Genomic DNA, 24,549 nt, shown 5'->3' with positions numbered 1-24,549 from the left:
AGAAAGGGAGCAGGGGTATGTCACCCTCGGCAGACGATCTGGCCCGGGAAGCGATTCGCGAATTCCAGCACCTGCTCACGCAGTCGTTGCGTAAAATCCGTCACTGTCTGGGCCAGTTGAAGCAGGAGCAGATCTGGTGGCGTCCGGAGCCGGGCCTCAACAGCATCGGAAACCTGATTCTGCATCTGTCCGGAAATCTCAATCAATGGGCGGTGGCCGGCATTACTGGAGCCCATGATGAGCGTCAGCGGGAAGCCGAGTTTGAGGCCGAACAGAGCCACAATCGCGACGAACTGTTGTCTCTACTGGAACAGAGCGTAGAACGTGCGAGTGCGGTCTTTCAGACGCTGTCTGCTGCTGACTTACTGGAGTCGCGGACGATCCAGGGCTTTTCCGTCTCCGTGCTGGGGGCCATTGCCCATACGGTGCCTCATTTTGTCGGGCATACGCACCAGATCATTTATCTGACCCGGCTGCAGCTGGGGGAAACATACCAGTTCGACTGGTCTCCCGATGCAGAGCGAAACGGCGTGCCGATTTGAACCACGTGAAAACTGATTCAGAACGTGCCCGGTTCATTTTTTGGTTACCGTTAACACGCTACAATAACTGCTGACTGTCGGTATGTTGTTATCTGATCCGGGGTAAGGTTGTCATGTCTCGTAAGGCGAAACGAGCGCGAAAAAACACAACGAAACGGGAAACTGCTCAGGCTGAGAAGCGGGCTGCTGTCTCGAGTGTTTCTGCGAGCAGTCAGGCGTTAGCGGAACCGTCGCCGGGAATTTCACGCCACACCTGGCTGTTTCTCTCCCTGCTGCTGATCTGGTCGTTTCTGATTTCCTGCTTTCCGATGCGGAACATGGATATCTGGTGGCACCTGAGAACCGGAGAGCTCATTCTGGAGCGGGGGACCGTTCCTTATTTCGACTGGTTTACGTTCGTGGACTCTGATCGGCCCTGGATCGACATGCACTGGGGCTTCCAGTTGCTGGTGACCTGGCTGTATCACTGGGGCGGCGTCAATTTACTGATCCTCAGCAAAGCCTTCTGCCTGGCGTTGACGGTCGGGCTGGGCTGGTTTGCCGGTGGTCGGTTTTTGCCCCCCTGGGGGAAAGCATTGCTGTGGATTCTGCCGGTGATCTGTCTTTCCGGTCGTTCGGTTGTGCGTCCGGAAATGCTTTCGCTGGTCTATCTGGCTGCCTGGATGCTGGTTTTGAATCGGGCTGCGGCGCGTCCCCCACTATTATGGCTGATTCCGTTACTGGCGCTGCTCTGGGTCAACAGTCATGCGCTGTTTGTACTGGGGCTGGTGGTCAGTGTGCTGTGGGTGATCGATCATCTGGTGCGCGGCTGGGCGCGGGGTCGCTTTGGGCTGGAACCGGCTGCGACGGAGCTGACTGGTGTGATGTTGATTCGCATCGCCGTGCTGACGGGAATTGCCTGCTTTTTGAATCCCTATTTCGAGCAGGGAGTGTTGTTCCCCCTGACGCTGTATGAAAAGTTCTCAGTAGATCAGGCCTTCTATTCCGTACGCATCGGTGAATTCCAGCCGCCCCTGGATTTTATCAGGCAGCATGGACTGAAGAATTTATTTCTGGCATCACAGGTGTTGCTGGGGGTATTGACGCTGGTCAGTTTCATTCCACTGCTGATCAACAGACGGATCAACGTGTTTCGGTTGTTGCTGTTTGCTGCGTTTACACACCTGGCTTTCAAAGCATCGCGGAACACCAGCATCTTTGCGCTGATCTCGGGGATTGTGCTCTGTGACAATCTTTCAGACTGGGCCCGTTTCGGGATTGCTCTGTTCGGGAAGCCGGCGTCTGACACTGCTGAGGGAACGCGTCAGTTATCTCGCGGATCGCTTGTTTCTGCGGGGATCTTTCTGTTCCTGTTCGTCAGCCTGTTTACCGGGTACTGGCATGTGTGGGGCGGCGAAGGGAAACGACTGGCGCTGGGAGAGGCAGAAGCCTGGTATGCGCATGGTGCCTCGAAGTTTGCAGGACAACAGGGAATGCCGGACCGTGCCTATATTTCGAACATGGGACAGGCGGCGGTTTACATTTATCATAACGGGCCCGAGAAGCGAGTGTTCTTTGACGGACGTCTGGAGGTCAACAGCCAGCAGACGTTTGAATGGTACGAGCAGATCAAACAGCAGATGATGCAGGGGAGTACCGACTGGGCCTATTTGCTGCAGGATGAGAATGGCCAGTTACCGGCGGTGATTCTCGACAGTCGCTATTCCCGGAATGAAATCATGGGAATGGCCGCAAATCCGGGCTGGATGCTGGTCTTTGCCGACCAGGCGGCTGCGGTCTTCCTCGATCGACAGACTGCGGAACGATTGAAATTACAGCCCGCCGATCCCAGTCCCCTGGCTTATCCTCCCGGCATGAAAGTCCGCGAGTAAGCACACCTGAATACCCGTCTGTTTTCTGTTCCAGGAAAAACTGAGGGACGTCTGGGATGATGCTTGCAAATCGATGTGACTCAGGGGACATTAGACGAAATGAACAATGCTTTTCGTCAACAATACTGACGCGTTGACACTCCAGAGAACCTTTACGCAGGGGAAACATCATGAAATATCCGAAGATCAGCTATCAACTGATCCGCCTGGCGGCAGTCTGTCTGTTGCTGCAGGCTACTTCGCTTTTATCCGCTCAGGAAGCGGAGCAGAAGACGCATCAAGCGCCGCTGTCCAAGATGGAATTGCAGACCGGCGATTCCATTGTTTTCCTGGGAGACAGTATTACGCATCAGTGTCTCTACACTCAGTATGTAGAAGATTTCTTTTACACCCGTTATCCGAAAATGCGTCTGAAGTTTCATAATGCCGGCGTGGGTGGGGCCAAGGCCTGGGATGCCCTGGCTCGTTTTGACCGGGACGTCGCCGCCTATCATCCCAAGTATGTGACAGTGCTGCTGGGAATGAACGACGGCCGCTATCAGCCCTTCAATGATGAGATTTTCAAGACCTACTATGATGACATGAAAGAGCTGATCAGCAAGATTGAAGGCATTGGTGCGACTCCGATCCTGATGACGCCAACCATGTTTGACGCCCGGGCGGCCCGCATGGGAAAACGCCCGCGGGATCCGGCTTCGGTGGAGCTGTATAACTCGGTTCTGGCGTACTATGGAACCTGGCTGCGTGAAGTTGCTGCCGAATCAGGCTTCGGGTTTGTGGACATGTATGGACCGTTGAATAACATCACGATTGCGGAACGTCAGAAAAATCCTCAGTTCACGATCATCAGGGACGCCGTGCATCCCGATGCGCCGGGACAGGTGGTGATGGCATTTGCCCTGCTGTCTGATATGAACGTGCAACGACAGGTTTCGCGGATCACCGTCAGTAAAAAAGCCAACGGTGAGGCCACCTCGACAGCGCGTGGCGGTAAGCTGTCTGATCTAAAATTTTCAGACGACGGCGTCTCCTTCACCTGGTTGGCTGACAGCCTGCCCTGGGTGGTGCCCGCTGAAGCGAAGCTGGGCGCAGAGTTGACGAAACTGGGGCATCGGATGAGTCAGGAATCGCTGTCGATCCATGACCTGCCCCCCGGCCGGTACGAACTGTCTATCGATGGGGAAGTCGTGGGACAATACTCCAATACGACCCTGGCCCGGCATGTAGAACTGCAGGGAAATCCGAAGACACCTCAGTACCAGCAGGCCATGCAGGTCGCGTTGTTGAACAAGGAACGCAATGACGGCCCCGTGAAGAACAAACGCAACACCTGGCGGGTGTTCCAGGTGTATGCCCGGATGAAGCGGGAACTGGACGCACAGGGAGATCAGAAGGATGAAAAAACGGTGGCAAAGCTGGCAGAGCTGGACAAACGCCTGGCCGACCAGGATCGTGTGATCCAGGAGAGTGAAGCAGCTGCGAAAGCCCTGGAAGATAAGATCTATGAGATCAATCAGCCTGAGGCCCGGAAGTATGTTCTGAAGAAGGTGACCGCTGCTAAGAAAAAGTAAGCGACGCGGACATCAGAACTTGATTCCAGATGTAATAAAACAACAGGCAGTCCGGGTGTAAAAACCTGGACTGCCTGTTTTATTTTGCGCTGATTGCGGTTCCGGTTTCCGTCTGCTTACAGGAAGAAGATCGTCAGCAGAATTGAAAGTGGTAACAGGAACAGACAGCTGTAAAACATGTAGCCAAAGAAGCTGGGCATGCGAATGTTGTTCTTTTCGGCGATCGCTTTGACCATGAAGTTGGGACCATTGCCGATATAGGTCATGGCTCCCATGAAGACGGCTCCCAAACTGATGGCAACCAGCTCGATTTCACTGACGCCGGCAACCATGGGAGGACTGCCGCCCGCAGATTTGGCCGTTTCAAAGAAGACGACATAGGTCGGAGCGTTATCCAGGAAGCTGGAGAGCGTGCCTGTGGCCCAGTAGAACTTCGCCGGGGAATCAATGCCCAGCGAGGCACCGTAGACATTCAGGATCTGTACGGGAGCCTGCATGCAGATAAAAATACCGACGAACAGGGCGGCGACTTCGACGATGGCTTCGTAATTGAAGGAGTTCTGCTCGCGAATACTTTTTGAAGTTGTGAGCAGGGAAATGCCTGCCAGGGCAAACATGCAGCCTTCACGGAAAAAGTGAGGTGCACTCCAGCTGGTACCCGGGACCGTTTTGGAGGGGTCCAGCAGTGCGACGCAGAAGATGACCATCAGCAGCCAGAGGAAGTTGATGCCCCCTTTAAGTGCGAAAGGTTCTGGATCTTCCGGAACGGCTTCCACCTTGGCTTTGTTTTCTTTGCGATAGCGGACGGTGTCGAAGGCAAAATAAACGGCCAGCAGCATGCCATTCATGGCGAGCCACTCGGGCCAGAGCGTCAGCGTCCAGGTAAAGGGGACGCCTCTTAAAAAGCCCAGGAACAGGGGCGGGTCACCGATGGGGAGCAGACAGCCGCCGGTGTTACAGACGACAAAGATGAAAAAGATCACCGTGTGAGCCACATAGTCACGTTTGGCATTCGCTTTCAGCAAAGGACGGATCAGGAGCATGGCGGCGCCTGTGGTCCCGATGAAGCTGGCGATCGCGCCACCGATGGCGATGATGCCCGTATTCAGAATCGGTCGTCCCACCAGATGGCCGTTGAACGCGATGCCGCCACTGATGACATACAGGGAAAACAAGAGGGCGATGAAGGGGATGTATTCCCCGAGGATCGCATTCTTGAGGACCACGACGGCAGCAGGGAACCCGGGAGCTGACAGCTCGTGTGTGCCATGATCGACGACGCCGTGTCCGTAAAGGAATGTGTAATAGAGCAGGGTCACCAGCCCCAGGCTGACTGCGACCAGAAACCGGTTTTTGTTATGTTCCCACCACTCTTCCGTCTTATGAATCAGTGGTAGAAAAGCGATACACAGCAAAAGTGCGGCGAACGGAATTACACTATAAAAGGCGGGAGGTTCGGCATGGCCATGATGTTCCTCGTGAGGTTGTTCAGTCGTGGCCACAAATGAGGTTGCTTCCAGTTGCGCGTATGTATCAGCGATTAAGTTCATCTCAATCGCCCTCCGTTACTTGGGGATTATGAAAAAATGGGTTAAAGCGCGAAAATCCGTTTTCATGTAGAACGGTGATAACAAGAGCTCAGCTTGCTAACTGGCGTGTGGTCAACTCGGGATTATGGCAGGAACCGACCCTGTGTACAACTTCCACGTCGGCAGGATTTCACAAATTGAATTTATGAATTTGCGAATTCACTGCGGCGTTCTTCCATCGGAGCCGCACTGGCTTTGAATTCCGACAGATACAGCTTTACCAGCTCCGCTGTCTCTGCACTTTGCAGCATTTCCAGCGAGATCAGCGTTTTCCCCAGAACGATCGGCGGTTCGATCTGTATCGCGAGTAGATAAGCCACCTGCTCACGGGTGAGCAGCTGCCTCTGAATGGCGATTTCCCCGAATCGCTGTCCATTTTTCTGCTGTGCTTCGAGTATCTCTGTGACCTGGTTACTGGTCAGCAGTTTTTCATTGACTGCCAGTTCACCGATTTTCGTCTGTGTTTCCTGTTGAGGGCACTTCAAGAGTGCTTTGGAAATGGTCGGGATATCAAAGATTTTCTTGGTAACCAGCCAGCGACTGAAGCGGCTGCGTTTGACCAGCTTCTGCAGCTCGTTGTCTTCCTGGCTGATGATCGAGCGTACGTGAACCTGGTTCCGGCCATTCTCTTTCGAGTTATACATGGCTTCGTCCGCTTCTGCGATCAGGCGTTCTCCGAAGCCGGTCATGTCGCGAGGAGGGATCCCAACTACGGCACCCAGGCTGGCGGTAACAGGTACGCGTTTGCCTTCGAACTCAATCACTTCGTTTTCGATCAGTTTCCGCAGACGTTCCGCGAGTTCATGGATTCCGTTTTCAGAGGGATTATTCACCATGATGACGAATTCTTCACCGCCGTAGCGGCAGAAGATATCAGAGCGTCGTGTAGACTCACTGGCGACTTTGGCAACCCGCTGCAGGACCAGGTCACCGAACTGGTGGCCGTAGGTGTCGTTCAGACTTTTGAAGCGGTCGATGTCGGAGAAAATGATTCCGATCGGCTGGGCAGAGCGGGCACAGCGATGCAGTTCTTTTTCGAAGTATTCGTTGAAGTAGCTGCGATTGTAGGTTTTGGTCAGCGGGTCGTGAATCGCTTTGCTTTGCAGCTGTTTGTTTTCGGATTCCAGTTTTACTTTCTGCTCTTCGATGGCAGCCTGGCGGGCGAAAGCCTGCGTGGAATCGACCTGGGCTTTCATGGTCAACTGCACCAGTTGTTCGTTGGCTTTGGCCATGATTTCATAAGGCGATTCGATGTCATCCATGTTGACCTGGAAAATCTGGGCGGCCTCTTCAAAGCGGAATTTGACCTCTTCCAGGAACCCGTGCAGATCATCAATGGGCATGTTGTAGAACTCTGCCATCAACTGTTGCAGTCGCTGTAATGCCAGACCGCTATTGGGGGAGCAGAAGTAATCACCAATGGCTGCCGAAGCAGAGATGATGATGATCAGGTTAAAGTTGGGATCGGACTGGAGGGCCTTTAATTGTTCGAATGTGTCGTGATGATGTTCGATGGCGATTTGGAACTGTTCGGACATCTGCCAGCGTTCCATCATTTTCACGCCGACTTCTGTATGGTTGATTCCCAGGACTTCTGTTTCGACTACAGACATGTCACGCTGCTGCGTTTCAGCCTGTTCGAGTACGGGCAACAGGTCATTGGGAATCGAGCGGAGCATGGCCAGGTGCCCAATATCCTGCAGGAGTCCGATGAGGAAGCTGTCGTATTTGAGTTCGTTACCCAGTCGGGTTGCTAGTAACTCGGCGGCGGCAGACTGGATAATCGATTGTTTCCAGTAAGAGTCGTAGCGTGACTTCAGGGGACCCTGTGTGATGGCTGCTTCGGAGAGCGAGAAGCTCAGCGCCAGCGAGGTAACCACCATGGTTCCCAGCAGAGGGACGGCCCGTTCGATGCCCTTGCACTCGGATCGCAGCCCGAAGAAGGACGAGTTACTGGCCTTGAGGATTTTGGCTGTGATTGCAGGGTCAGCCTTGATGGTCTCGATGACATCTTTGATATCAGTGTCCGGATCTTTAGACAGGTCCAGCAACTTAACTGCGACGGCGGGTAGGGTAGGTAATTGATCCGACGACCAGATTTTTTCAGGAGAAATCATGTGTGACGACCTTCAAGGAATTTTTAATCAGTCTGGCTGCAGTCATTCTATTTAAAACAGAGTTTGCCCTGCCTGCCTGGGCAATATTCTGTGAACCGATTTTTTCACAGTCTGGTAACCTGACTGCTCAATGAGCCTCAGGCATGCGAGGTAACCCAACGTTCCAGCTTGCTTTTCAAGCTGTCGGGAGTAAACGGCTTCACCAGGTAATCTGAAACACCAGCCTGGATGGCAGTCACCACACGTGCCCGTTCAGCTTCGGTGGTAATCATGATGACGGGAATGTCTTTATTCCGCTGACGGATTTCTTTCAGCAGCTGTAAACCGTCCATGTTAGGCATGTTCCAGTCGCTGAGTACGATATCGAACTGGTTGTTGATAAAGTGCTCCAGAGCCTGAACCCCATCTTCTGCTTCAGTAACGTCTTCAATACCCAGTTTCGACAGACAGCGCTTCTGGATAGTTCTCATTGTTCCTGAATCGTCTACGAGTAAAACTTTCATCGGACTGGCCTCTTATATTTAAAGTTGTTTGGCGAGTTAAAACAGAGTTTAATCAGTGGTGGATCTATCGATCAGAGAAGCCTGCTTCGATAGAGAACGCTCCGATTTCTGAATCAAAGGCGATACAGATCGGCGACACATTAGACGGGTAATGGACGGTATGACCTTTCCCGGTGATGATGTTCGGAATACTGATGGAAGCTTCCAGGTGTTCCAGTTGTGCCTTGGCAGAACCGGCAATCATGTTGGCGAGTTCACATACAGCATCACAGACTTCGTCGTTGATTTCTTCAGCCGTGATTCCGAGCATGCGGTCCAGCACGCCTTTACCAACGCTTTCGGACAGGCTCAACACCAGCGTGCCGGCTGCCTTTCCGGAGATACCGATGACGGCACTCAATTCGTGTTGTGGGATCACGTCCTGTTTTAAACTCAGACCGGTCCGTTTGGGTGTGCAACCCAGCATCATTTCAAAAACGGAAATCGTGGAACTGATGATCGGGTTCACAAATTCGGCAGTGAGTTCAGATTTACTGAGGGTTGGAGATGATGTCATTCTCAAATTCCTGCTTCTTCAGAATCGATCACAGAGGGCCCGATTCCGTTGCGATGTGGTACGAAATATTATTCTCTTAAAATCAGTGCCCCTGGAGTGCTTGACCATGTCGCTTCCACATCGGTCAAACGGGGAACTGAGACTGTCATGTGAGTATGCATTTAGAACATAGATCACGGAAAATCAGATGTGCTAAAATATCAACATCGGATTCATGAGAAAAAACTCGACCCGCAGGCAACATTTCCGGGTTTGACGGCTGTAACGAATATCTCGCAAACACCCCCCGGATAAAAGCAGTGAAATCCCTCCTTATTGGTAGAATGCATGTGGAGGGAGATACCTGACGGCACAGATTCGCGTCGCAGGAAAATCAAAGAAGCCTTTACGCATCAGGCAGAAACGTGACCGCGAAGAGTCATTTCTTAATAAGAGGAAGAAAACGCCTGTTTACAGGCAGGAAAGGCGATAATCGTCGGAATTCGCACAACCGAATCTCTGGTATTTCCAAAAACAAAAAAATTGTTATTGAGCCATTAAACATAAATCGTTTACGATATGATCGCAGGCATTGGGAGTAGTGGTTTTCACCTACTAAATAAGCTCATTTCCAACTGAAAAACTTCAGTTTTCACATCTCGTTCACTGAACTTGATTTTTTCAGTATTCAAAAACAGAAAGAAGTGCAGTACAGTTTACTTTGGTGCTGATATAAATATCTAGATACCCACTTTTCAAAGTGTTCAAATCTAATGTCTCATTCTATCAATCAAGAACAGGTCGATTTTGCGCAGCATGTTCGCACAACTTGCCATCGATTAAATAACTTCCTGACCATTTTACAGTGTCAACACGAGCACCTGGCGGGATTACCCTCCAGCCAGCTGGAACCGGAACTGGCAGTCGTCCTGCAGGATCTGGAGCCTCTGGTTGACACTGCGGCGAGCGACGTACTGGAACTATCCAAACAATGTAGAGATTTTCTGGAAGGAGTTATACATCCAGATACAAGTCAGAAATTAGATTGAACCGTTCAGTTTATTGATATCTAATCATTTCTTTTCTCGGGGGCCCAGCATGTTAACTTCCACTGATCTAATTAAAATTGTCCTGGTGGACGACCACTTAATGCTGGTTGATTCACTGGTATCACGCTTTCACAGAGATACCCAGATCGAAGTCGTGGGGACAGCGACTAATGCGGATGAAGGGTTATCACTCATTCTGGAAACAGAACCAGACGTCGTCATTCTGGATGTCGAACTGCCAGGACGCGGCTCGTTTGACATTGCTGAGGAAATCACCTCCCGCCTCAAGAATACCAAAATGATTTTCCTGACAGGTTATCTGTCAGACATCTTCATTGAGCTGGCATTACGAGTGAATGCCGTCGGCTATCTGCTCAAAGGAGAACCGATTGAATCGCTGATCCATGCGATCAAGAAGGCCTCTCGTGGCGAATACTGTTTCTCCCAATCGGTCCAGGAACGTCTGGTTTACGATCAGAAAAGGAACCGCTACTCGATTCAGTCACAGAGCATGCTGACTTCTTTGACTTCACGTCAGATCGAAGTGCTGCGGCATCTGGCACGCGGGAAAAGCGTGAAAGAAGTGGCCCGGTCGATGCACCTGTCGGAAAAATCGATCGACAGTCACAAGTATCGGATCATGCATAAGCTGGGCATCCACGACCGTGTCGAGCTGGCCCGCTATTCCATTCGTGAAGGATTGACACTCCCTTAGTGTCTCCTGACGGGAACTCCCGATCAGGATTGGATCGGCCCGCGCTCTGCAATCAGGCGATCAAGGGTCTCCAGTTGTGATTCCGAGAGTTCAAATTTCATCACCTCCGCATTTTCCTGAATCTGCTCCGGACGTTTGGCACCACATAAGGCACATGTGATGCCGGACTGCTGGATTGTCCAGCGGATGACGATCTCTGCAATCGAGTGTTCCCATTCGGTGGAAAGCGTGCGGAGTTCATCCAGGAAGTCCTGGTTCTTCTCCCATTCTGCTCCATGAAACATGGGATATTTCTGTCTGCCGTCCTGTGGATCGAACTGATGATCCCGCGCGAGCTTGCCGGCCAGCAGACCTTTCATCAAAGGCCAGTACGCCATCACCGAAACCTCGTTGTCTCTGCACCAGGGGAGGCGATCCAGTTCGATGTCCCGCTGCAGCATGTTATAGCGGGGCTGATAAGCGGAGATCGGGCAGACTGCATGAAACTCCTGCAGCTGTTCCAGCGTAAAGTTGGAGACGCCGACGGAGCGAATCTTGCCCGCTTCCAGCAGCTCGTTGAACGCAGCTGCAGATTCACCGACCGGGATTTCCGGATCGGGGCCATGCAGGTAGTGCAGATCGATGCGGTCGGTGTTCAACCGCTGCAGGCTCTCATCGCATTCCTGTATGATACGGGCGGGGGAGGCGTCGCGGACCTGTTTGCGGTCTTCCCAGTGGATGCCCCCTTTGGAAGCGATAACAATTTGGTCCCGCTTCTCCCCCAGGGCTTTGGCAATCAGTTTTTCGCTCTCGCCGTCGTATCCGTAGCAGTAAGCGGTGTCAAAGAAGTTGATGCCTGCATCCAACGCGGCCTGGAGCGTGGCCAGGCTGGCCTCTTCGGTGACATCCACGCTGGTGACCCCGGAGATGGGCCAGCAGCCCATGGCGATGGGGGTAATCTGGATGTCTGTTTTGCCGATGGTGCGTAACTGGCTCATGCTGTTTGATCCTTCCGCGTGTGTGAGTTTCTGTCGTGCCCGGTTTCTGAATAGCACTTGTGGTCCTCATCATTTAAGATAACAGGCTCTGGTGTCAACCATTGTCCCGCCTTTCCTGTTTCAAAAGAGTGAAGAGCGTATCCAGCATGTGTGCCCGTTTTTTCCTGTTTTCGCCTGACGAAGAAATCAAGCGGCTGTTTCAGATGGTGTCATTTCCGCGGGTTTCCCCGCGCTATAACATCGCTCCTTCCCAGCCCGTGCTGGCGATAACGAATGCTGGTGCGGAGCTCGAGGTCCGGCATTTTCAATGGGGTTTTATTCCCGCGTGGTCCAAAGATCCGCAGCCGGGACAGGCGATGATCAACGCCCGTTCGGAAACCGCAGCTTCAAAGCCTTCGTTTAAAAACGCATTCCGTTACCGTCGCTGCCTGATTCCTGCGAATGGGTTTTATGAGTGGAAGAGTGCCGGCAATCGTTCCAAACAGGCGATGTGCGTGCGTCTGAGTGAGGAACCCCTGTTTGCGATGGCTGGATTGTGGGAACAGTGGAGCAGTCCGGACGGCAGCGAACTGGAAACCTGCAGTGTGTTGACGACCGCTGCCAATTCATTGCTGGAAGGCATTCATCCGCGGATGCCGGTAATCCTGAGACCGGAGCAGTATCGCAAATGGCTGAGTGCCGACACCACGCCGATCCCGCAGCTGGAAACTCTGCTGCAGACCTATCCTGCAGACGAGATGCAGGCTTACCCGGTCAGTTCCTTCGTGAATCGGGTGGCCAACGATTCCCCCGAATGCATCGAGCCGATCCGCGAACAGAAAACGCTGTTCTAAAATGTCACCGAAGGTGGTGCGAACAGCGAGAGGACCGGCTGGATCTCTTCGAAGTGTGCGAACAGGTAGTCGGGTTTGCACTTTTCCAGTTCTTCGAGGGGATAGACGCCGGTGGCGACCGCAATGACCTGGGCACCGATGGCCCGGGCACAGGTAATGTCACTCGGGGTATCGCCGATGACCCAGATGGTCGCCTGCGTCAACAGCTCGGGAGCATGCCGCAGTTGAATCTGTCGGATCGCTTCATGGGCGACATCGTTGCGGTCCGCGTGATGATCGCCATAGGCACCAAATTCGAAAAAGTGGTGCAGATCGTAATGCGTCAGTTTCTGATGTGCACCCTGCTCGAAATTTCCGGTCAATAAACCCAGGTCGACATGCTCGTGTTCGGCCAGGGTATCCAGAATATCGCGGATGCCCGGCAGCACGCGTCCCTGGCGCGTCTTCAGATTGGAAGCGAGCAGCCTGAGATAACCGGCTTCGAAACGCTTGCGGTTGGCGCTGGTGTTTTCGATTTTAAAGTATTCAAACAGATCGACCATGATCGAGTGATCGGTACGGCCGGCCGTCGGGATGCCCTCAATGGGGGCGGAGACCTGAAATTCGTCTTCCAGCATGTGCAGAATTGAATGCTGACCGGCGCCGCCGGAGTCAATAAGCGTACCATCAATGTCAAACAGGCAGATGTGCATGATGCGTCAGGGTTTCTGTGAAAGAATAAGGGGCTGTTTTGTCTGCCCTTATTCTATACACCCTGGATGGCTTCGGAAATGCGGTTGACGTGTGCAGGTGCACCATTAATTTCACGTTGTGCCCTGCGGATCACTTCGGCGTCGATTTCGTTCAGATTCTGTTCATATCCGGCGAGCAGTGCCAGATCGCAGATTTGATTGATCCGGGTCGGGAATCCGTGTGTGGACCGGTGAATTTCTTTAATCGCATCTGTGGTGAAGACCGAGTCGGCACAACCGGAGAGGCTCAGGCGATGCTGAATATAATTTTCGGTCATTTCCGAATCCAGTGCCGTCAGTTCGATCGACAGATCGGAAATCTGTGCGGCACGCTCTGCCTGGGGCGAGCTGGTTTCGTCCATCGTCAGCACCAGAGAGAGACTGGGGAACTGCTGATTGCCGGTGTGCAACAGACGCTCGACGGCGTGCAGTGCTTCCAGGCGGCTCAGATCAACGTGATCCAGCAGCAGCAGGAGTCGACCCTGGGTGAGTTGCATGCCGGTCAGACAGTCGGTGAGCTGTCTCCAGAGTTGAGGCAGTGGGGTCTCATGGGCAGGGCCGAGACGCAGTTGGGCACAGAGCTGCCAGAGAAACTCTTCTTCTCCGAGTCCCAGCAGGTCCAGGTATTCACACTGACAGGAACTGCGGGTCAGAATCTGCTGGCAGGCTTTTAATGTGAGTGACTTTCCGGTGCCGGAAGGACCGCTAAACAGACTGCATTTTTTCTGTTCCTCTGCCACGAACAGCAGACGGGCCAGGGCCTCTTCATGGAGTTCACTTTCAAAGAACAGCGCCAGATCCTGTTGTTGAGAAAAGGGTGCCTGTGACAAATTCCAGAAGTCGTAGTACATGATTGAAGTTGACCCGATGAAAATGATGTTTGAACAGATTTGCTCAGATTCTCTGGTCCCGCTGTTACGGAATCCTGCCTTATTGTTAAAATCGGCCAATGACTACTATCGGCATGACCGAACCGTGGCTGCTGAGTTCATTTTCCTCAACTTGCGTAAATTAAAGCCGTACCGCCTCTTCTTCGATCAGTGATTTCTTGAGAAACATTCATGACGCACCGTTTTTTTTATGAAGGTTCTTTGGACGACGCGCTCCTCCAGCTGGACGGGAGCGAGGCCCATCATCTGCTGCACGTTTTACGGATGAAGGTGGGGGATGAGGTCCTGCTGTTTAACGGTACCGGAATCGAAGCCGAGGGGCAGATTGAGAAAACAGGTCGGAAAACGGTCGATATCAAGGTGGTGCGTCGTCACGAAATCGAGGCTGAGACACAGGTTCCCCTGATTCTGGCGACCGCGGTTCCCAAGGGAGACCGCTTTCGCTGGCTGGTCGAAAAAGCAGCCGAGCTGGGCGTCACCAGGCTCGTGCCCCTGACCACGGAACGAAGCAGCGTCGACCCGGGTGAGAACCGATTGAAAAAATTACAACAGACGATCGTGTCTGCCGCGAAACAGTCGGGCCAGATTCGACTGATGGAGCTGGCCCCGTTACAGGCGTTGAGCGACTTCCTCAAGGAGATCGACCCGGCAGAGCAGCAACTGCTGATCGCCGATCCGCAGGGAGTCGCGTGGACGGAACGGAATCTGTCTGGACCGGAAGCGTCCGCAGCCGGTGTTGTGATTCTGATCGGACCCGAAGGGGGCTTTTCTGCTGAAGAAGTTCAGGCAGCGGAGGACGCTGGGGCACAGGCGGTTCAAATCAACGCGGGCATCCTGCGGATCGAGACGGCGGCACTCCTGATGGCGGGCCTGGTTCGCTTGCCTTAGAGCCTCGTTATTTAAACAGGTAGCCCGAGCGCATCAGCAGTACGAAGCTGTAGATGACGACGCCCGCGACGATCAATGAGCCGAAGTTCAACAGCTTGCGACCGGTCTCCATCTTTTTGCGGGCCACGATCTGGGCAATCACCGTCACCACGGCGACCAGGGAGAACTTGAAGTAGACCATCCCCCGGATGCCCCAATGGGCGATGAAGTAGTTGGCCAACTGGTTGGACTCGCGGAAACTTCCGGTGACCAGCAGCAGGTAGGTCATAAACACATCCAGTGCATTGACCAGAATAAAGATGCAGGTCTCCCGCTCCAGAGGAAGTTGATTCCCCAGGAACGAGCGGCCTGATTTATTTTCATTGGGTTGCGGATCGGTTTCATCCATGATGGCGTCTCATGCGACCTGATGGGGTAAGGCGGAACGAGTACCTTCAAATCAGCTTGCGCAGCTGCTTGATGTAGCCGGGAATTGCTTCTTTGGGTGGTTCATCGGCTTCATACTCCAGGACGATGAAGTTCTTGTAGTTTGCGTCCTTGAGAATTTTTACGATCCGGGGAATGTCGGCCGGTTTTTCTTCCCCACGGGCACCCATTTCGACTTTGATCTGGGCGTTGATCGCCAGGGGAGCGATCTTTTCCAGGTCTGCGTAGGGATGTTCGGTGCGGAAGTTACCGCTGTCGAAGTTCACGCCAAAGTTGGGCGATTTGTTGATGCCATCAATAATCCGCATCATCTGTTCCGGGGTGGAAGTAATGCCGCCATGATTTTCCAACGCGAGGCTGACGCCTTTCTGTTCCGCATACTTCAGCGATTCGTTAATCCCTTTCTGGCACATCTTGATGGCTTCTGCTTCGTTGCCACCCTTGGGAACACGACCGGCGAAAATCCGGATGACGGGCGCACCCAGAATGGCGGCGTAGTCGATCCAGTTGCGGGTCATTTCCAGCTGTTCATCGCGGGCTTTGCCTACCGGCAGACAGAAGTCGTTACCGATGGCGGTGCCGGAGACTTCCATACCCAGAGAGCCGACGAGGTCTTTCGTCTCTTTCAGGTAGTCTTCACTGACCGGGTTGGGGAAGTAGTAGCTGGTCAACTCGCAGCCATCCAGTTTCAGCTCGCCGCAGTAGCGCACGAAATCCATGATATCCATGGTAGCGGGGGTTTTGCGTTTGCGGGGCGTGGGCCAGTATTTCTGCAGATCCCGGTTGAAAGAATAGGCGGCCAGACTCAGTTTCAGATGTTCGGGAGCCGTTTTTTTCTGAACACCGGCGGACAAAACTGTGTCTGTGATCAAAGAACCTGCTGCGAGGGCACCGAAACCGGCCAGGGAGGCTGATTTCAGAAATTCGCGTCTGCTGGTTTCCTGGTTGAATTGGGTCTCTGAAGGAACTGCCATTATGTTTACTCCCGGTCTGAGCCGTGTTCTAGATCGCGTCGCATTTAACCATAGCGTTTTCAAATTAATCTACTCGGTCCAAACGGTCCTGGAGACGCTACAGTAAAACTGGACACAGTCTAAGTGTCAAAAATCGGATTGTTCTGGGGCGGATTCTAAGCCCGTCCATTTTGACAAATCGAGGACTGTAAAGAAACCCTCGATCTCAAAAACAGGCAGAATTGCAAAGTTTCCGAGGATAGCTAAACTTACTCTATTCTTGTAGATATCACTGACAGCCAACCTGTCTGTCTGTTACCCTGTACGACCGGGAAAACGTTTCCAGGCTGTTGAATTTTAAATCTTTGACCGGGCCCGAGTGCCCAACGAATCAGGAAGACCGGATACCATGCCTCGCTATGACGCCAAGCGGATTGAAACCAAATGGCAAGCCTATTGGGACCAGCACGAAACCTTCAAAACGGGAGACTTTGTTGAAGGGAAAGACAAGCTGTATGTTCTCGATATGTTTCCCTATCCGTCGGGCGATGGCTTGCACGTGGGGCATCCGGAAGGTTACACCGCCACCGATATCGTCTGTCGTCATGCCCGCATGCAGGGGAAGCAGGTCTTGCACCCCATGGGCTGGGACGCCTTCGGCTTGCCCGCGGAACAGCATGCGATCAAAACCGGTACCCCGCCGCGGATTACGACGCAGAAAAACATCGACACCTTCCGCCGCCAGTTGAAGATGCTCGGCTTCAGTTACGACTGGAGTCGTGAATTCTCCACGACCGATCCCGATTACTTCCGCTGGACGCAGTGGATTTTCCTCCAGTTGTTCGATTCCTGGTTCGACAACGAATGCAAGTGGACCGGACCGGACGGAAAAGAACGCACGGGGCGGGCCCGTCCGATCAGCGAATTGCCGATTCCTGAAAAAGTGCAGGCCGCGGGCGAAGAAGCGGTCCGCCGCTACCAGGATCGTCAGCGCCTCGCTTACCAGCATGAAGCGCCGGTCAACTGGTGCCCGAAATTGGGAACCGTGTTGGCGAATGAAGAGATCATCGACGGCAAGAGCGAGCGGGGCGGCCATCCGGTCGAGCGGGTTCCCTTGCGGCAGTGGATGTTGCGAATCACCAAGTATGGCGATCGTCTCGTGGACGGGCTCGAAGGTCTCGACTGGTCCGATTCGATCAAGTCGCTCCAGACCAACTGGATTGGCCGCAGTGAAGGGGCCGAGGTCGATTTCTTTATCGGCTCGGGCGACCCGGAAGCAGACGTCTATGCGGAATTTGACAACTGGAAAGCGAAGCGTCGCTCAGCAGGCTTTCCGGAAGACCAGGAAGCCGACGTGTTGCGGGTTTACACAACCCGCCCGGATACGTTGTACGGGGCTACCTACATGGTGTTGGCGCCCGAGCATCCGTTCGTGGATCGTTTGACCTCAGCCGATCAGAAGGCAGCCGTCGACACCTATCGCAAACAGGCGGCCCTCAAGAGTGATCTCGACCGGACCGATCTCGCCAAGGAGAAGACGGGCGTCTTTACCGGCAGCTATGCGGTCAACCCGGTGAATGGAACGCGGGTTCCGGTCTGGATTGCGGACTACGTCTTGAGTAGCTACGGCACCGGTGCGATCATGGCGGTTCCTGCGCACGACTTGCGCGACTGGGAATTCGCGGTGGAATTTGATTTGCAGATCATCGCGGTGGTCGAACCGCCCGCGGATTATACTCCCTCCAAAGACGAACAGGCGCTCGAAGCCGAAATCGACGGCCAGAAACGCACGCCGTTCTCCGGGTTCGGGACGGCGATCAACTCAGGGGCCTTTGACGGCACGCCGACGGCTGACTTCAAGAAACAGATTACCGCGGACCTCGTCAGTCAGGGCGTGGGCAAAGGGGCCGTTAATTACCGGTTGCGGGACTGGCTCTTCAGTCGTCAGCACTTCTGGGGCGAGCCGTTCCCGATCTGGCATGAGCTCGATGCGGACGGCAACATCACCGGATTGATGCGGGCCGAGGCGGCGGAGAATTTGCCCGTCGAACTTCCCGAGTTGAAGGAATTCAAGCCGACGGGCACTCCGGAGCCGCCGTTGTCTGTCGCCCCTGAAGAGTGGTTGTACAAAACCGACGCGGACGGCACGCGCCTGATGCGGGAAGTCAACAGCATGCCGCAATGGGCGGGCTCCTGCTGGTACTATTTGCGGTATGCCGATCCGAAAAACGGAGAGCGGTTTATCGATCCCGAGATTGAAAAACAGTGGTTGCCCGTCGATCTCTACATCGGCGGTGGCGAGCACGCGGTGTTGCACTTGCTCTATGCCCGTTTCTGGCATCAGGTGTTGTTCGACCGCGGTTATGTGACCTGCCCCGAACCGTTCCAGAAGCTCGTGAACCAGGGGATGATTCTCGGCGATGTCGAGTTGACCGGCTTCCAGAAAGCCGACGGCTCCTGGATCTCCGCGAAAGACGTAGAAGAATCGGATGAGTCCGACACGAAATGGGCCATTAAGAACTCAGGTGAGCCAGCCACGCCGATCAAACTCGAATCAGAGCAGGTAGAGAAAGCGGGCGAAGATTTCGTGCTCGTGGGTGAACCGGAGATCTTCGTCAACAGCCGCGCGCATAAGATGTCGAAGTCGCGAGGTAACGTGGTCAATCCCGACTTTGTGGTGGACGAGTACGGTGCCGATTCCTTGCGGATGTACGAAATGTTTATGGGGCCACTCGAAGCGACCAAGCCCTGGAGCATGAGCGGCGTGGACGGCGTCTGTCGATTCCTCGGTCGCGTCTGGCGGTTGATCATCGACGAACGTGCCGAAGAGTTGCAGTTGAACGAGGGCGTGACCGACGCAGATCCTTCCGAAGAACAGTTGCGGATTCTGCACAAGACCATCAAAGCCGTGTCCGCAGATATCGAGAAGCTCTCGTTCAATACGGCCATCAGCCGCATGATGGAATTCGTGAACGCGATGGGACAGCAGAAGACGCGTTCGCGTTCGGTGCTCTCTGATTTCCTCCTGTTGCTCTCCCCGTTCGCACCGCACATCGCCGAGGAACTCTGGAGCATCCTCGGTCATACCGAGTCGCTGGCTTACGCCGACTGGCCGCAGTATGACGAAGCGTTGCTGCAGGAATCGGTGGTCGAAGTGCCGGTGCAGGTGAATGGAAAATTGCGATCCAAGATCTCGGTAGCCGCCGATGCCGACCAGGCAGCGATGCAGCAGGCCGCGGAGCAGGACGAGACCATCGCCAAATACCTGGAAGGCAAGACGATCGTCAAAGCGGTCGTCATTCCGGGCCGGTTGATCAACTTCGTGGTGAAGTAAGCGGCGGCGAACCGGAGAGCAGTCAGAGGCAGACTTTCAGCCGAGCAGGTTCCGCTGGAGCAGCGGGACCTGCTGCGCTGTTGTTGCGGCTGTGGGGAAATGAAAGAAACGTGCCCCCCTTTAATAGCCCGGTCCACGGAACGCGGGCAGCTGACTTTTGCTGAATTATTCAAATGCACAGTATTCAAGTGGATAACGCTGCCTAAGATCTAATATGATTGTAGTGCGAGCTAACGTGGCCACCCTGTGTGAAGTAATCTGAACTGGTCGGACCGGTTGAAGCATAAACGAAATGGATGCGAAGATTCTCCAACGCGAAAGGCATACCATGTTGTCAAGATCCCTGCTTGTCCTCCTGCTGTCGTTCCTGGCCACTTTCTCAGCCACGGTTGAAGCCCGTGCCGCTGATAAACCGAACATCCTTGTCATCTGGGGCGATGATGTCGGGATGTGGAACATCAGCGCCTATCATCGTGGCATGATGGGCGGCACGACTCCGAACATCGACCGTCTAGCTAAAGAGGGAATGATCTTCATGGGGCACTATGCCCAGGCCTCCTGCACGGCCGGGCGGGCCTCGTTCATCCTCGGCCAGTACCCCATCCGGACCGGTCTCAGCACAGTCGGGCTTCCCGGGGCGAAGGAGGGCATTAAGGAGAGCGACCCCACACTTGCCCAGATGCTGAAACCCCACGGATACGCGACCGGGCAATTTGGTAAGAACCACCTCGGCGACCGTGACGAACACCTGCCGACGAATCACGGCTTCGATGAGTTCTTCGGCATCCTCTATCACCTCAACGCCGGCGAGTACCCCGAGCAGTACGACTATCCAAAGGATGAGAAGGTTCAGGAGAACCGTAAGCTGAAGCAGCGCGGTGTGATTCACTCCAAGGCTAAGCCGGATGGCACGCAGGATGTGAAAGACCTCGGCCCGTGGGGACGCGAGCGGCAACGCAACCTGGACCAGGAGGTGCTCGTCGAGTCGAAGCGATTCATTAGCGAGGCCGTGAAGGACGACAAGCCGTTCTTCGTGTGGCACAACACGACCCGCATGCACTACCGTACGAATCTCAACAAGGAGTACGAGGGAAAGACCGGCTACGGCCTCTACGCCGACGGCATGGCGGAGATGGACGACGACGTGGGCGAACTGCTCGACCTGCTCGAGGAACTGAAGGTCGCAGATAACACGATCGTGATGTTCTCAACCGACAACGGCGCTCCATGTAACAGCTGGCCGGATGGCGGCAACCACCCCTTCCACGGACAGAAAGGGGCTGGAGGCTGGGAAGGGGGCTTCCGCGTCCCGATGCTCGTCAAGTGGAAGGGCCACATTCCTGCCGGCACCGCTACCGGCGAATTCATGACGATGGAAGACTGGATTCCCACGCTGATGGCCTGGGTCGGCGAGAAGAACATCAAGGGGGAACTGAGGAAGGGCAAGACGATCGGCGGCCGCAATTACAAGGTTCACCTCGACGGGTACGACCAGAGCGACCTGCTGTTGAACGAGGGCAAGACGAAGCGGAAGGAGTTCTTCTATTTCACGGAGGCCAAGTTCCACGGCGTTCGCTACGGCGACTGGAAGATGCTGTTCGTCGACCAGGAGCGGTGGTTCCGAGCCGAACAACCGAGCCTCTCGACTCCGATCATCACCAACCTGAAGCTTGATCCGTTCGAGCGGTTCCACGAGGCCCGTGGCTACGATGAGTGGGCCGAGAACCGCAGTTGGCTGATCGGCCAGGTCGGCCCGCTGATGACCGAGTTCATCGACACATTCAAGGAGTTTCCTCCCAGCCAGAAGAGCCTGTCGTTGGAAGTGGGCGATGTCAGCAAGATCATCAACTCGCAGTCGATGAGCCGCTGAGTTACTCTCCAGTGAGCGTCGGGATAAAAGAGGGTGTCAGGAACCAGTCGCGATATCAGAAATGGTTCCGGGCACCTTTCATTTCCCTGGATAGTTGAAGATGTTGTGCCCAAGGTAATGGAAACCTCTCTTCACTCAACGCCGATCAGGCCGCGGAGCAGGACGAGACCATCGCCAAATACCTGGAAGGCAAGACGATTGTGAAAGCAGTCGTGATTCCCGGCCGGTTGATCAACTTCGTAGTGAAGTAAGCCGCGGCGAACCGGAGAGCAGTCAGAGGCAGACTTTCAGCCGAGCAGGTTCCGCTGGAGCAGCGGGACCTGCTGCGCTGTTGTTTTGTCTGTGGGGAATGATAGAGTTCCGCCTGTTTGTCATTCTGCTGTCATCACTCTCCATAATAAAAGTGGTATCTGGCATGAAGCTTCAATTAAGATACAGATAAACTTTGAAACTGTTGGCTCAACAATGAATTAATTCGAGTTGGAGATTTGGAAATGAAAATTTTTAACTGGAATGATATTCAAAAAAGCTTTGAACCTTTTAAAGGTGTCTATGAACTGCATGATTTAATTACATTATGCAATGATATCAATTTCGCTGCCTGGGAAAGTATCTATTTGTTACCACAGTGTTTTACTGAAGATAATTTTGACGCGAATATTCAGATACTCGAAAAAGAGTGGGGTAAGCGCTTTGTTGATGCATTAATAGTAAATGTTCGTGAAGGCAGCCTGAGACAGGTTGATCAATTTATAGATAGTGAGTGTTTATCGCATGTGGTTGAAAATGGGGTGTTTGATCCGCATTTTCTGGAGGGACTTGAGGTTTTGAGAATTCAATTTGCCAATGATAAATGGGATTCTTATCTAGAGAGACAGTAAAAGGTGTCAGGTCCGAATGGTACTGTCATTTTCTGGCAATTCGTCGCCCTGCACGCAAGAGACTGAATCAGGTTAATGACATACATCATTATTATTGTCGTGGTCGTGGTCGGGGTCATTCTTTTAGCCATTCTGGAAGGATTAGGTATACTGCTTCTGGAATGGGTAACGAAAATCCTCGCCGCGACCCTGGAATTTGTCTATCTGGCCCTGACGCAAGGGATCTCTACGGCTTCACAGCAGTTCAAGAAACGGATGCAGGAACGTGCCATAGATTCCGTGGTAGCAAACTCGTCTGCCGACAGTTCGGAAACGGACGAAGCAACGCCCACCCATTCGAAACAATTCGAATTCCTGAAGTGGATTGTATTATTCTTGCTGGCCGGATGCGTGATGCTTCCTGGGTATCTCCATTATCGGAGTGAAAAACAACACAGAGCAGATCAGGAACGACGTGTTAATGAGACGCGTTCCCAGGTGAAACAGTTGGCTGATACGTTTATGCAGCAAATCCAAGACAAAAAAGATAAGGATCCGATGCCAGGCATGCTACGCGATCTCGACGCGTGGCAACGACCCATTGTGCTGCGGGTGGACAAGGAGTTGTTAAGTTCTGAGATCGTCGTACGTTCGTGGGGGCCAGACAGTGTGCCCGGTTCCTCTGATGATATTGTCGAAGAACGTACAGTTCGTATTTCCCCAAAAGAAGCCGGCAGCGAACTCACCAAACGTGGTGTCAAAGCAATCCGCAACCGGATCGTCGAAATGCTGCCCGGAGGCAAGAAAGAACAGAAAGCGGAAGAACCGGACAATACGGGAAAAGGACAGTAAAAGTTGTCGGGCTCTTTTATTATAGATTCCGGACTCCTTTATTCTTCCCTCGTCTCCCAAAACGAGAAAGTAACTCTATCCCTGTCGTTGAATGAAACTATGAAGTGCAACCCAGCTGCAGAAACCAGCGTTTTCACAACCTAGCTCAAGTGCATTCTGATACACCTCAAACTCGTCATCTTCATATTCATCAAGCTCTGATTCTTCAAAGATATCTCCATCTCGCAGTGGCATCCCATCATCATCAAGCATTACATAAAGTTCATTGTCAACAGAGAAACTATGCGTGAGATTCCCGCCACGGTAAACACGGCTCTCTCTAAAACCAATGCGATCATCCCACCGAACGACCATTGCTTCACCAAATACTTTAGAGATATCAACGGCAACTTCACACACGGCTTCATCGAACTGCGGTCTGCCCGGTCGAGCTAAAATAACGATGTTGTCATCAAGAGCTAACTGATCGAAGTCAATTGTACTGTCAGGGATGGTCACTCGAACCTCAGACTCGTTTTTGGGGAAAACTATTCCTTCGAGTACATAACTCATCAAATCAGCCTTTCCAAAAAGTCACGAATACTAACAGAATCGACAGGCAAACCAGATTCGTTCCTGCTCGGTTTCGTAATCGCGCTCCAGAAACCTTCTTGCCATGCAATCCACGAATTCGGACAGTAAAAGGTGTCGGACTCTTTTATTATAGATTCCGGACCCCTTTATTCTTCCCTTTTCTCAACTCTGCATCGGAAATTCTTCGGATCTACCAGGCATTCAGTATTGAAGACTTTGGAGCAGAAGATTCCAATAGAGTGAGGCACTTTACTTCGATTCGCATTCTGGATTGCACAGGAGAGGTTCCGATGTTTCACAAGTCTCACATGGATTCATATAACCACCAGTTTCCTCATGACACGCAAGGGTTTGTTCCCCACCCCGGCGATCATTGGCGGGACATGAATTTTGAGCAGGAAGGGCTGGATCCTGATGAGGAGGGGATCTCTGTCGAAGAACACGACCGCCGCGTGGCCTATCTCAATTCCACCTGGTGGCCGGAGGTGTTGAAGCGTGTGGAGGAGGAGAAGCAACGCCTGGAAACAGAGCACGGGGAAACCTTCATCCAACATTGGAAGCACGTACTGGAAGTGCCGTCGTCCCACCCTCACGGCTTCGGTGTGGGCACTGAAGACACCGGGATCGACGACTAAGGATCTATTCGGAGATGAAAAAGGTGGCAGGAACCGAATACGTGGTTTTGAAGACTTCTTCCGCAAGCCGCCTCCTTTCTGCTTAACGATTTTCAGCTATAGAGTTGGGTTTCTTTTTCGTAAAGTAACTGGCTGGGGTTCCTTGGGGAGCCTGCATTGAAATCTCAGTCGCCAGGCGGGCGGACACATGGGTCCGCCCCTACGTATGGATGTGAATATGAACGTGCCTCGCCGG

21 protein-coding genes are annotated in these 24,549 nt (G+C 53.3%); 11 read left to right on the top strand and 10 right to left on the bottom strand.

Going from position 1 to position 24,549, the window contains the following annotated elements:
- Positions 1-17 precede the first annotated feature (17 nt).
- The 3 genes from FYZ48_RS13170 (at position 18) to FYZ48_RS13160 (ending at position 3,984) form a co-directional block, all read left to right on the top strand.
- Positions 18-542 (top strand): DUF1572 family protein, encoded by a 525-nt coding sequence (locus FYZ48_RS13170; protein WP_149341077.1) that lies wholly within the window; start codon positions 18-20, stop codon positions 540-542.
- A gap of 113 nt (positions 543-655) precedes the next feature.
- Positions 656-2,413, top strand: coding sequence for a hypothetical protein (locus FYZ48_RS13165; RefSeq protein ID WP_149341075.1), 1,758 nt, complete (start codon positions 656-658; stop codon positions 2,411-2,413).
- A gap of 170 nt (positions 2,414-2,583) precedes the next feature.
- Positions 2,584-3,984 (top strand): SGNH/GDSL hydrolase family protein, encoded by a 1,401-nt coding sequence (locus tag FYZ48_RS13160; protein ID WP_149341073.1) that lies wholly within the window; start codon positions 2,584-2,586, stop codon positions 3,982-3,984.
- A gap of 116 nt (positions 3,985-4,100) precedes the next feature.
- On the opposite strand, the gene FYZ48_RS13155 is transcribed toward FYZ48_RS13160, so the two are convergent.
- The 4 genes from FYZ48_RS13155 to FYZ48_RS13140 all read right to left on the bottom strand — a co-directional run bounded on the left by FYZ48_RS13155 (position 4,101) and on the right by FYZ48_RS13140 (position 8,749).
- Entirely contained in the window at positions 4,101-5,534 is a 1,434-nt protein-coding gene (locus tag FYZ48_RS13155; protein WP_149341071.1) for a sodium:proton antiporter, read from the bottom strand.
- A 182-nt stretch (positions 5,535-5,716) separates the two neighbouring features.
- Positions 5,717-7,690, bottom strand: coding sequence for a sensor domain-containing diguanylate cyclase (locus FYZ48_RS13150; protein WP_149341068.1), 1,974 nt, complete (start codon positions 7,688-7,690; stop codon positions 5,717-5,719).
- A gap of 137 nt (positions 7,691-7,827) precedes the next feature.
- Entirely contained in the window at positions 7,828-8,193 is a 366-nt protein-coding gene (locus FYZ48_RS13145) for a response regulator (RefSeq protein ID WP_149341066.1), read from the bottom strand.
- 64 nt (positions 8,194-8,257) lie between these two features.
- Positions 8,258-8,749 (bottom strand): chemotaxis protein CheX, encoded by a 492-nt coding sequence (locus FYZ48_RS13140; RefSeq protein ID WP_149341064.1) that lies wholly within the window; start codon positions 8,747-8,749, stop codon positions 8,258-8,260.
- A gap of 1,077 nt (positions 8,750-9,826) precedes the next feature.
- Here FYZ48_RS13140 and FYZ48_RS13135 point away from each other — a divergent pair.
- Complete coding sequence (locus tag FYZ48_RS13135; protein ID WP_149341062.1) at positions 9,827-10,492, top strand: response regulator transcription factor; 666 nt, start codon at positions 9,827-9,829, stop codon at positions 10,490-10,492.
- A 23-nt stretch (positions 10,493-10,515) separates the two neighbouring features.
- Here the strand turns inward: FYZ48_RS13135 and FYZ48_RS13130 are convergent, their stop codons facing one another.
- Entirely contained in the window at positions 10,516-11,469 is a 954-nt protein-coding gene (locus FYZ48_RS13130; protein ID WP_149341060.1) for an aldo/keto reductase, read from the bottom strand.
- Positions 11,470-11,615: 146 nt separating this feature from the next.
- Here FYZ48_RS13130 and FYZ48_RS13125 point away from each other — a divergent pair, with 146 nt between their 5' ends.
- Entirely contained in the window at positions 11,616-12,302 is a 687-nt protein-coding gene (locus FYZ48_RS13125; protein ID WP_149341058.1) for an SOS response-associated peptidase, read from the top strand.
- On the opposite strand, the gene FYZ48_RS13120 is transcribed toward FYZ48_RS13125, so the two are convergent.
- Both FYZ48_RS13120 and FYZ48_RS13115 read right to left on the bottom strand, forming a co-directional pair.
- Complete coding sequence (locus tag FYZ48_RS13120) at positions 12,299-12,994, bottom strand: HAD family hydrolase (protein WP_149341056.1); 696 nt, start codon at positions 12,992-12,994, stop codon at positions 12,299-12,301. The two genes, FYZ48_RS13125 and FYZ48_RS13120, sit on opposite strands and share 4 nt — an antisense overlap.
- A gap of 53 nt (positions 12,995-13,047) precedes the next feature.
- Entirely contained in the window at positions 13,048-13,884 is an 837-nt protein-coding gene (locus FYZ48_RS13115) for an ExeA family protein (RefSeq protein WP_149341054.1), read from the bottom strand.
- A gap of 210 nt (positions 13,885-14,094) precedes the next feature.
- Between FYZ48_RS13115 and FYZ48_RS13110 the strand changes: the two genes are divergently transcribed.
- On the top strand, positions 14,095-14,811 hold the full coding sequence (locus FYZ48_RS13110; RefSeq protein ID WP_149341052.1) for an RsmE family RNA methyltransferase: 717 nt from the start codon (positions 14,095-14,097) through the stop codon (positions 14,809-14,811).
- A 7-nt stretch (positions 14,812-14,818) separates the two neighbouring features.
- Here the strand turns inward: FYZ48_RS13110 and FYZ48_RS13105 are convergent, their stop codons facing one another.
- On the bottom strand, positions 14,819-15,199 hold the full coding sequence (locus FYZ48_RS13105; protein ID WP_149341050.1) for a DUF5658 family protein: 381 nt from the start codon (positions 15,197-15,199) through the stop codon (positions 14,819-14,821).
- A gap of 46 nt (positions 15,200-15,245) precedes the next feature.
- Entirely contained in the window at positions 15,246-16,211 is a 966-nt protein-coding gene (locus FYZ48_RS13100; protein ID WP_149341048.1) for a sugar phosphate isomerase/epimerase family protein, read from the bottom strand.
- 388 nt (positions 16,212-16,599) lie between these two features.
- Here FYZ48_RS13100 and leuS point away from each other — a divergent pair, with 388 nt between their 5' ends.
- The 4 genes from leuS (at position 16,600) to FYZ48_RS13080 (ending at position 23,106) form a co-directional block, all read left to right on the top strand.
- Entirely contained in the window at positions 16,600-19,524 is a 2,925-nt protein-coding gene (leuS, locus tag FYZ48_RS13095; RefSeq protein ID WP_149341046.1) for a leucine--tRNA ligase, read from the top strand.
- A 292-nt stretch (positions 19,525-19,816) separates the two neighbouring features.
- The gene (locus tag FYZ48_RS13090; RefSeq protein ID WP_198422220.1) at positions 19,817-21,394 is read left to right on the top strand and encodes an arylsulfatase; all 1,578 of its coding nucleotides are present in this window, start codon (positions 19,817-19,819) and stop codon (positions 21,392-21,394) included.
- Positions 21,395-21,888: 494 nt separating this feature from the next.
- The gene (locus FYZ48_RS13085) at positions 21,889-22,275 is read left to right on the top strand and encodes a hypothetical protein (RefSeq protein ID WP_149341044.1); all 387 of its coding nucleotides are present in this window, start codon (positions 21,889-21,891) and stop codon (positions 22,273-22,275) included.
- 75 nt (positions 22,276-22,350) lie between these two features.
- On the top strand, positions 22,351-23,106 hold the full coding sequence (locus tag FYZ48_RS13080; protein ID WP_149341042.1) for a hypothetical protein: 756 nt from the start codon (positions 22,351-22,353) through the stop codon (positions 23,104-23,106).
- 75 nt (positions 23,107-23,181) lie between these two features.
- Here FYZ48_RS13080 and FYZ48_RS13075 read toward each other — a convergent pair whose 3' ends face one another.
- On the bottom strand, positions 23,182-23,658 hold the full coding sequence (locus tag FYZ48_RS13075; RefSeq protein WP_149341039.1) for a hypothetical protein: 477 nt from the start codon (positions 23,656-23,658) through the stop codon (positions 23,182-23,184).
- Positions 23,659-23,969: 311 nt separating this feature from the next.
- Between FYZ48_RS13075 and FYZ48_RS13070 the strand changes: the two genes are divergently transcribed.
- Positions 23,970-24,314, top strand: a complete 345-nt coding sequence (locus FYZ48_RS13070; RefSeq protein WP_149341037.1) for a hypothetical protein — start codon at positions 23,970-23,972, stop codon at positions 24,312-24,314.
- Positions 24,315-24,549: the final 235 nt, after the last annotated feature.

The sequence above is a fragment of the Gimesia chilikensis genome (assembly GCF_008329715.1).
Classification (GTDB): Bacteria; Planctomycetota; Planctomycetia; order Planctomycetales; family Planctomycetaceae; genus Gimesia; species Gimesia chilikensis.
This window is presented reverse-complemented; position numbering and strand designations above follow the sequence as displayed.

What these genes read in the sequence shown, in the direction of transcription:
- FYZ48_RS13170 (WP_149341077.1), top strand. Translation starts at nt 18, where the DNA reads ATGTCACCCTCGGCAGACGATCTGGCCCGGGAAGCGATTCGCGAATTC.
- FYZ48_RS13165 (WP_149341075.1), top strand. Translation starts at nt 656, where the DNA reads ATGTCTCGTAAGGCGAAACGAGCGCGAAAAAACACAACGAAACGGGAA.
- FYZ48_RS13160 (WP_149341073.1), top strand. Translation starts at nt 2,584, where the DNA reads ATGAAATATCCGAAGATCAGCTATCAACTGATCCGCCTGGCGGCAGTC.
- FYZ48_RS13155 (WP_149341071.1), bottom strand. Translation starts at nt 5,534, where the DNA reads ATGAACTTAATCGCTGATACATACGCGCAACTGGAAGCAACCTCATTT.
- FYZ48_RS13150 (WP_149341068.1), bottom strand. Translation starts at nt 7,690, where the DNA reads ATGATTTCTCCTGAAAAAATCTGGTCGTCGGATCAATTACCTACCCTA.
- FYZ48_RS13145 (WP_149341066.1), bottom strand. Translation starts at nt 8,193, where the DNA reads ATGAAAGTTTTACTCGTAGACGATTCAGGAACAATGAGAACTATCCAG.
- FYZ48_RS13140 (WP_149341064.1), bottom strand. Translation starts at nt 8,749, where the DNA reads ATGACATCATCTCCAACCCTCAGTAAATCTGAACTCACTGCCGAATTT.
- FYZ48_RS13135 (WP_149341062.1), top strand. Translation starts at nt 9,827, where the DNA reads ATGTTAACTTCCACTGATCTAATTAAAATTGTCCTGGTGGACGACCAC.
- FYZ48_RS13130 (WP_149341060.1), bottom strand. Translation starts at nt 11,469, where the DNA reads ATGAGCCAGTTACGCACCATCGGCAAAACAGACATCCAGATTACCCCC.
- FYZ48_RS13125 (WP_149341058.1), top strand. Translation starts at nt 11,616, where the DNA reads ATGTGTGCCCGTTTTTTCCTGTTTTCGCCTGACGAAGAAATCAAGCGG.
- FYZ48_RS13120 (WP_149341056.1), bottom strand. Translation starts at nt 12,994, where the DNA reads ATGCACATCTGCCTGTTTGACATTGATGGTACGCTTATTGACTCCGGC.
- FYZ48_RS13115 (WP_149341054.1), bottom strand. Translation starts at nt 13,884, where the DNA reads ATGTACTACGACTTCTGGAATTTGTCACAGGCACCCTTTTCTCAACAA.
- FYZ48_RS13110 (WP_149341052.1), top strand. Translation starts at nt 14,095, where the DNA reads ATGACGCACCGTTTTTTTTATGAAGGTTCTTTGGACGACGCGCTCCTC.
- FYZ48_RS13105 (WP_149341050.1), bottom strand. Translation starts at nt 15,199, where the DNA reads ATGGATGAAACCGATCCGCAACCCAATGAAAATAAATCAGGCCGCTCG.
- FYZ48_RS13100 (WP_149341048.1), bottom strand. Translation starts at nt 16,211, where the DNA reads ATGGCAGTTCCTTCAGAGACCCAATTCAACCAGGAAACCAGCAGACGC.
- leuS (WP_149341046.1), top strand. Translation starts at nt 16,600, where the DNA reads ATGCCTCGCTATGACGCCAAGCGGATTGAAACCAAATGGCAAGCCTAT.
- FYZ48_RS13090 (WP_198422220.1), top strand. Translation starts at nt 19,817, where the DNA reads ATGGATGCGAAGATTCTCCAACGCGAAAGGCATACCATGTTGTCAAGA.
- FYZ48_RS13085 (WP_149341044.1), top strand. Translation starts at nt 21,889, where the DNA reads ATGAAAATTTTTAACTGGAATGATATTCAAAAAAGCTTTGAACCTTTT.
- FYZ48_RS13080 (WP_149341042.1), top strand. Translation starts at nt 22,351, where the DNA reads ATGACATACATCATTATTATTGTCGTGGTCGTGGTCGGGGTCATTCTT.
- FYZ48_RS13075 (WP_149341039.1), bottom strand. Translation starts at nt 23,658, where the DNA reads ATGAGTTATGTACTCGAAGGAATAGTTTTCCCCAAAAACGAGTCTGAG.
- FYZ48_RS13070 (WP_149341037.1), top strand. Translation starts at nt 23,970, where the DNA reads ATGTTTCACAAGTCTCACATGGATTCATATAACCACCAGTTTCCTCAT.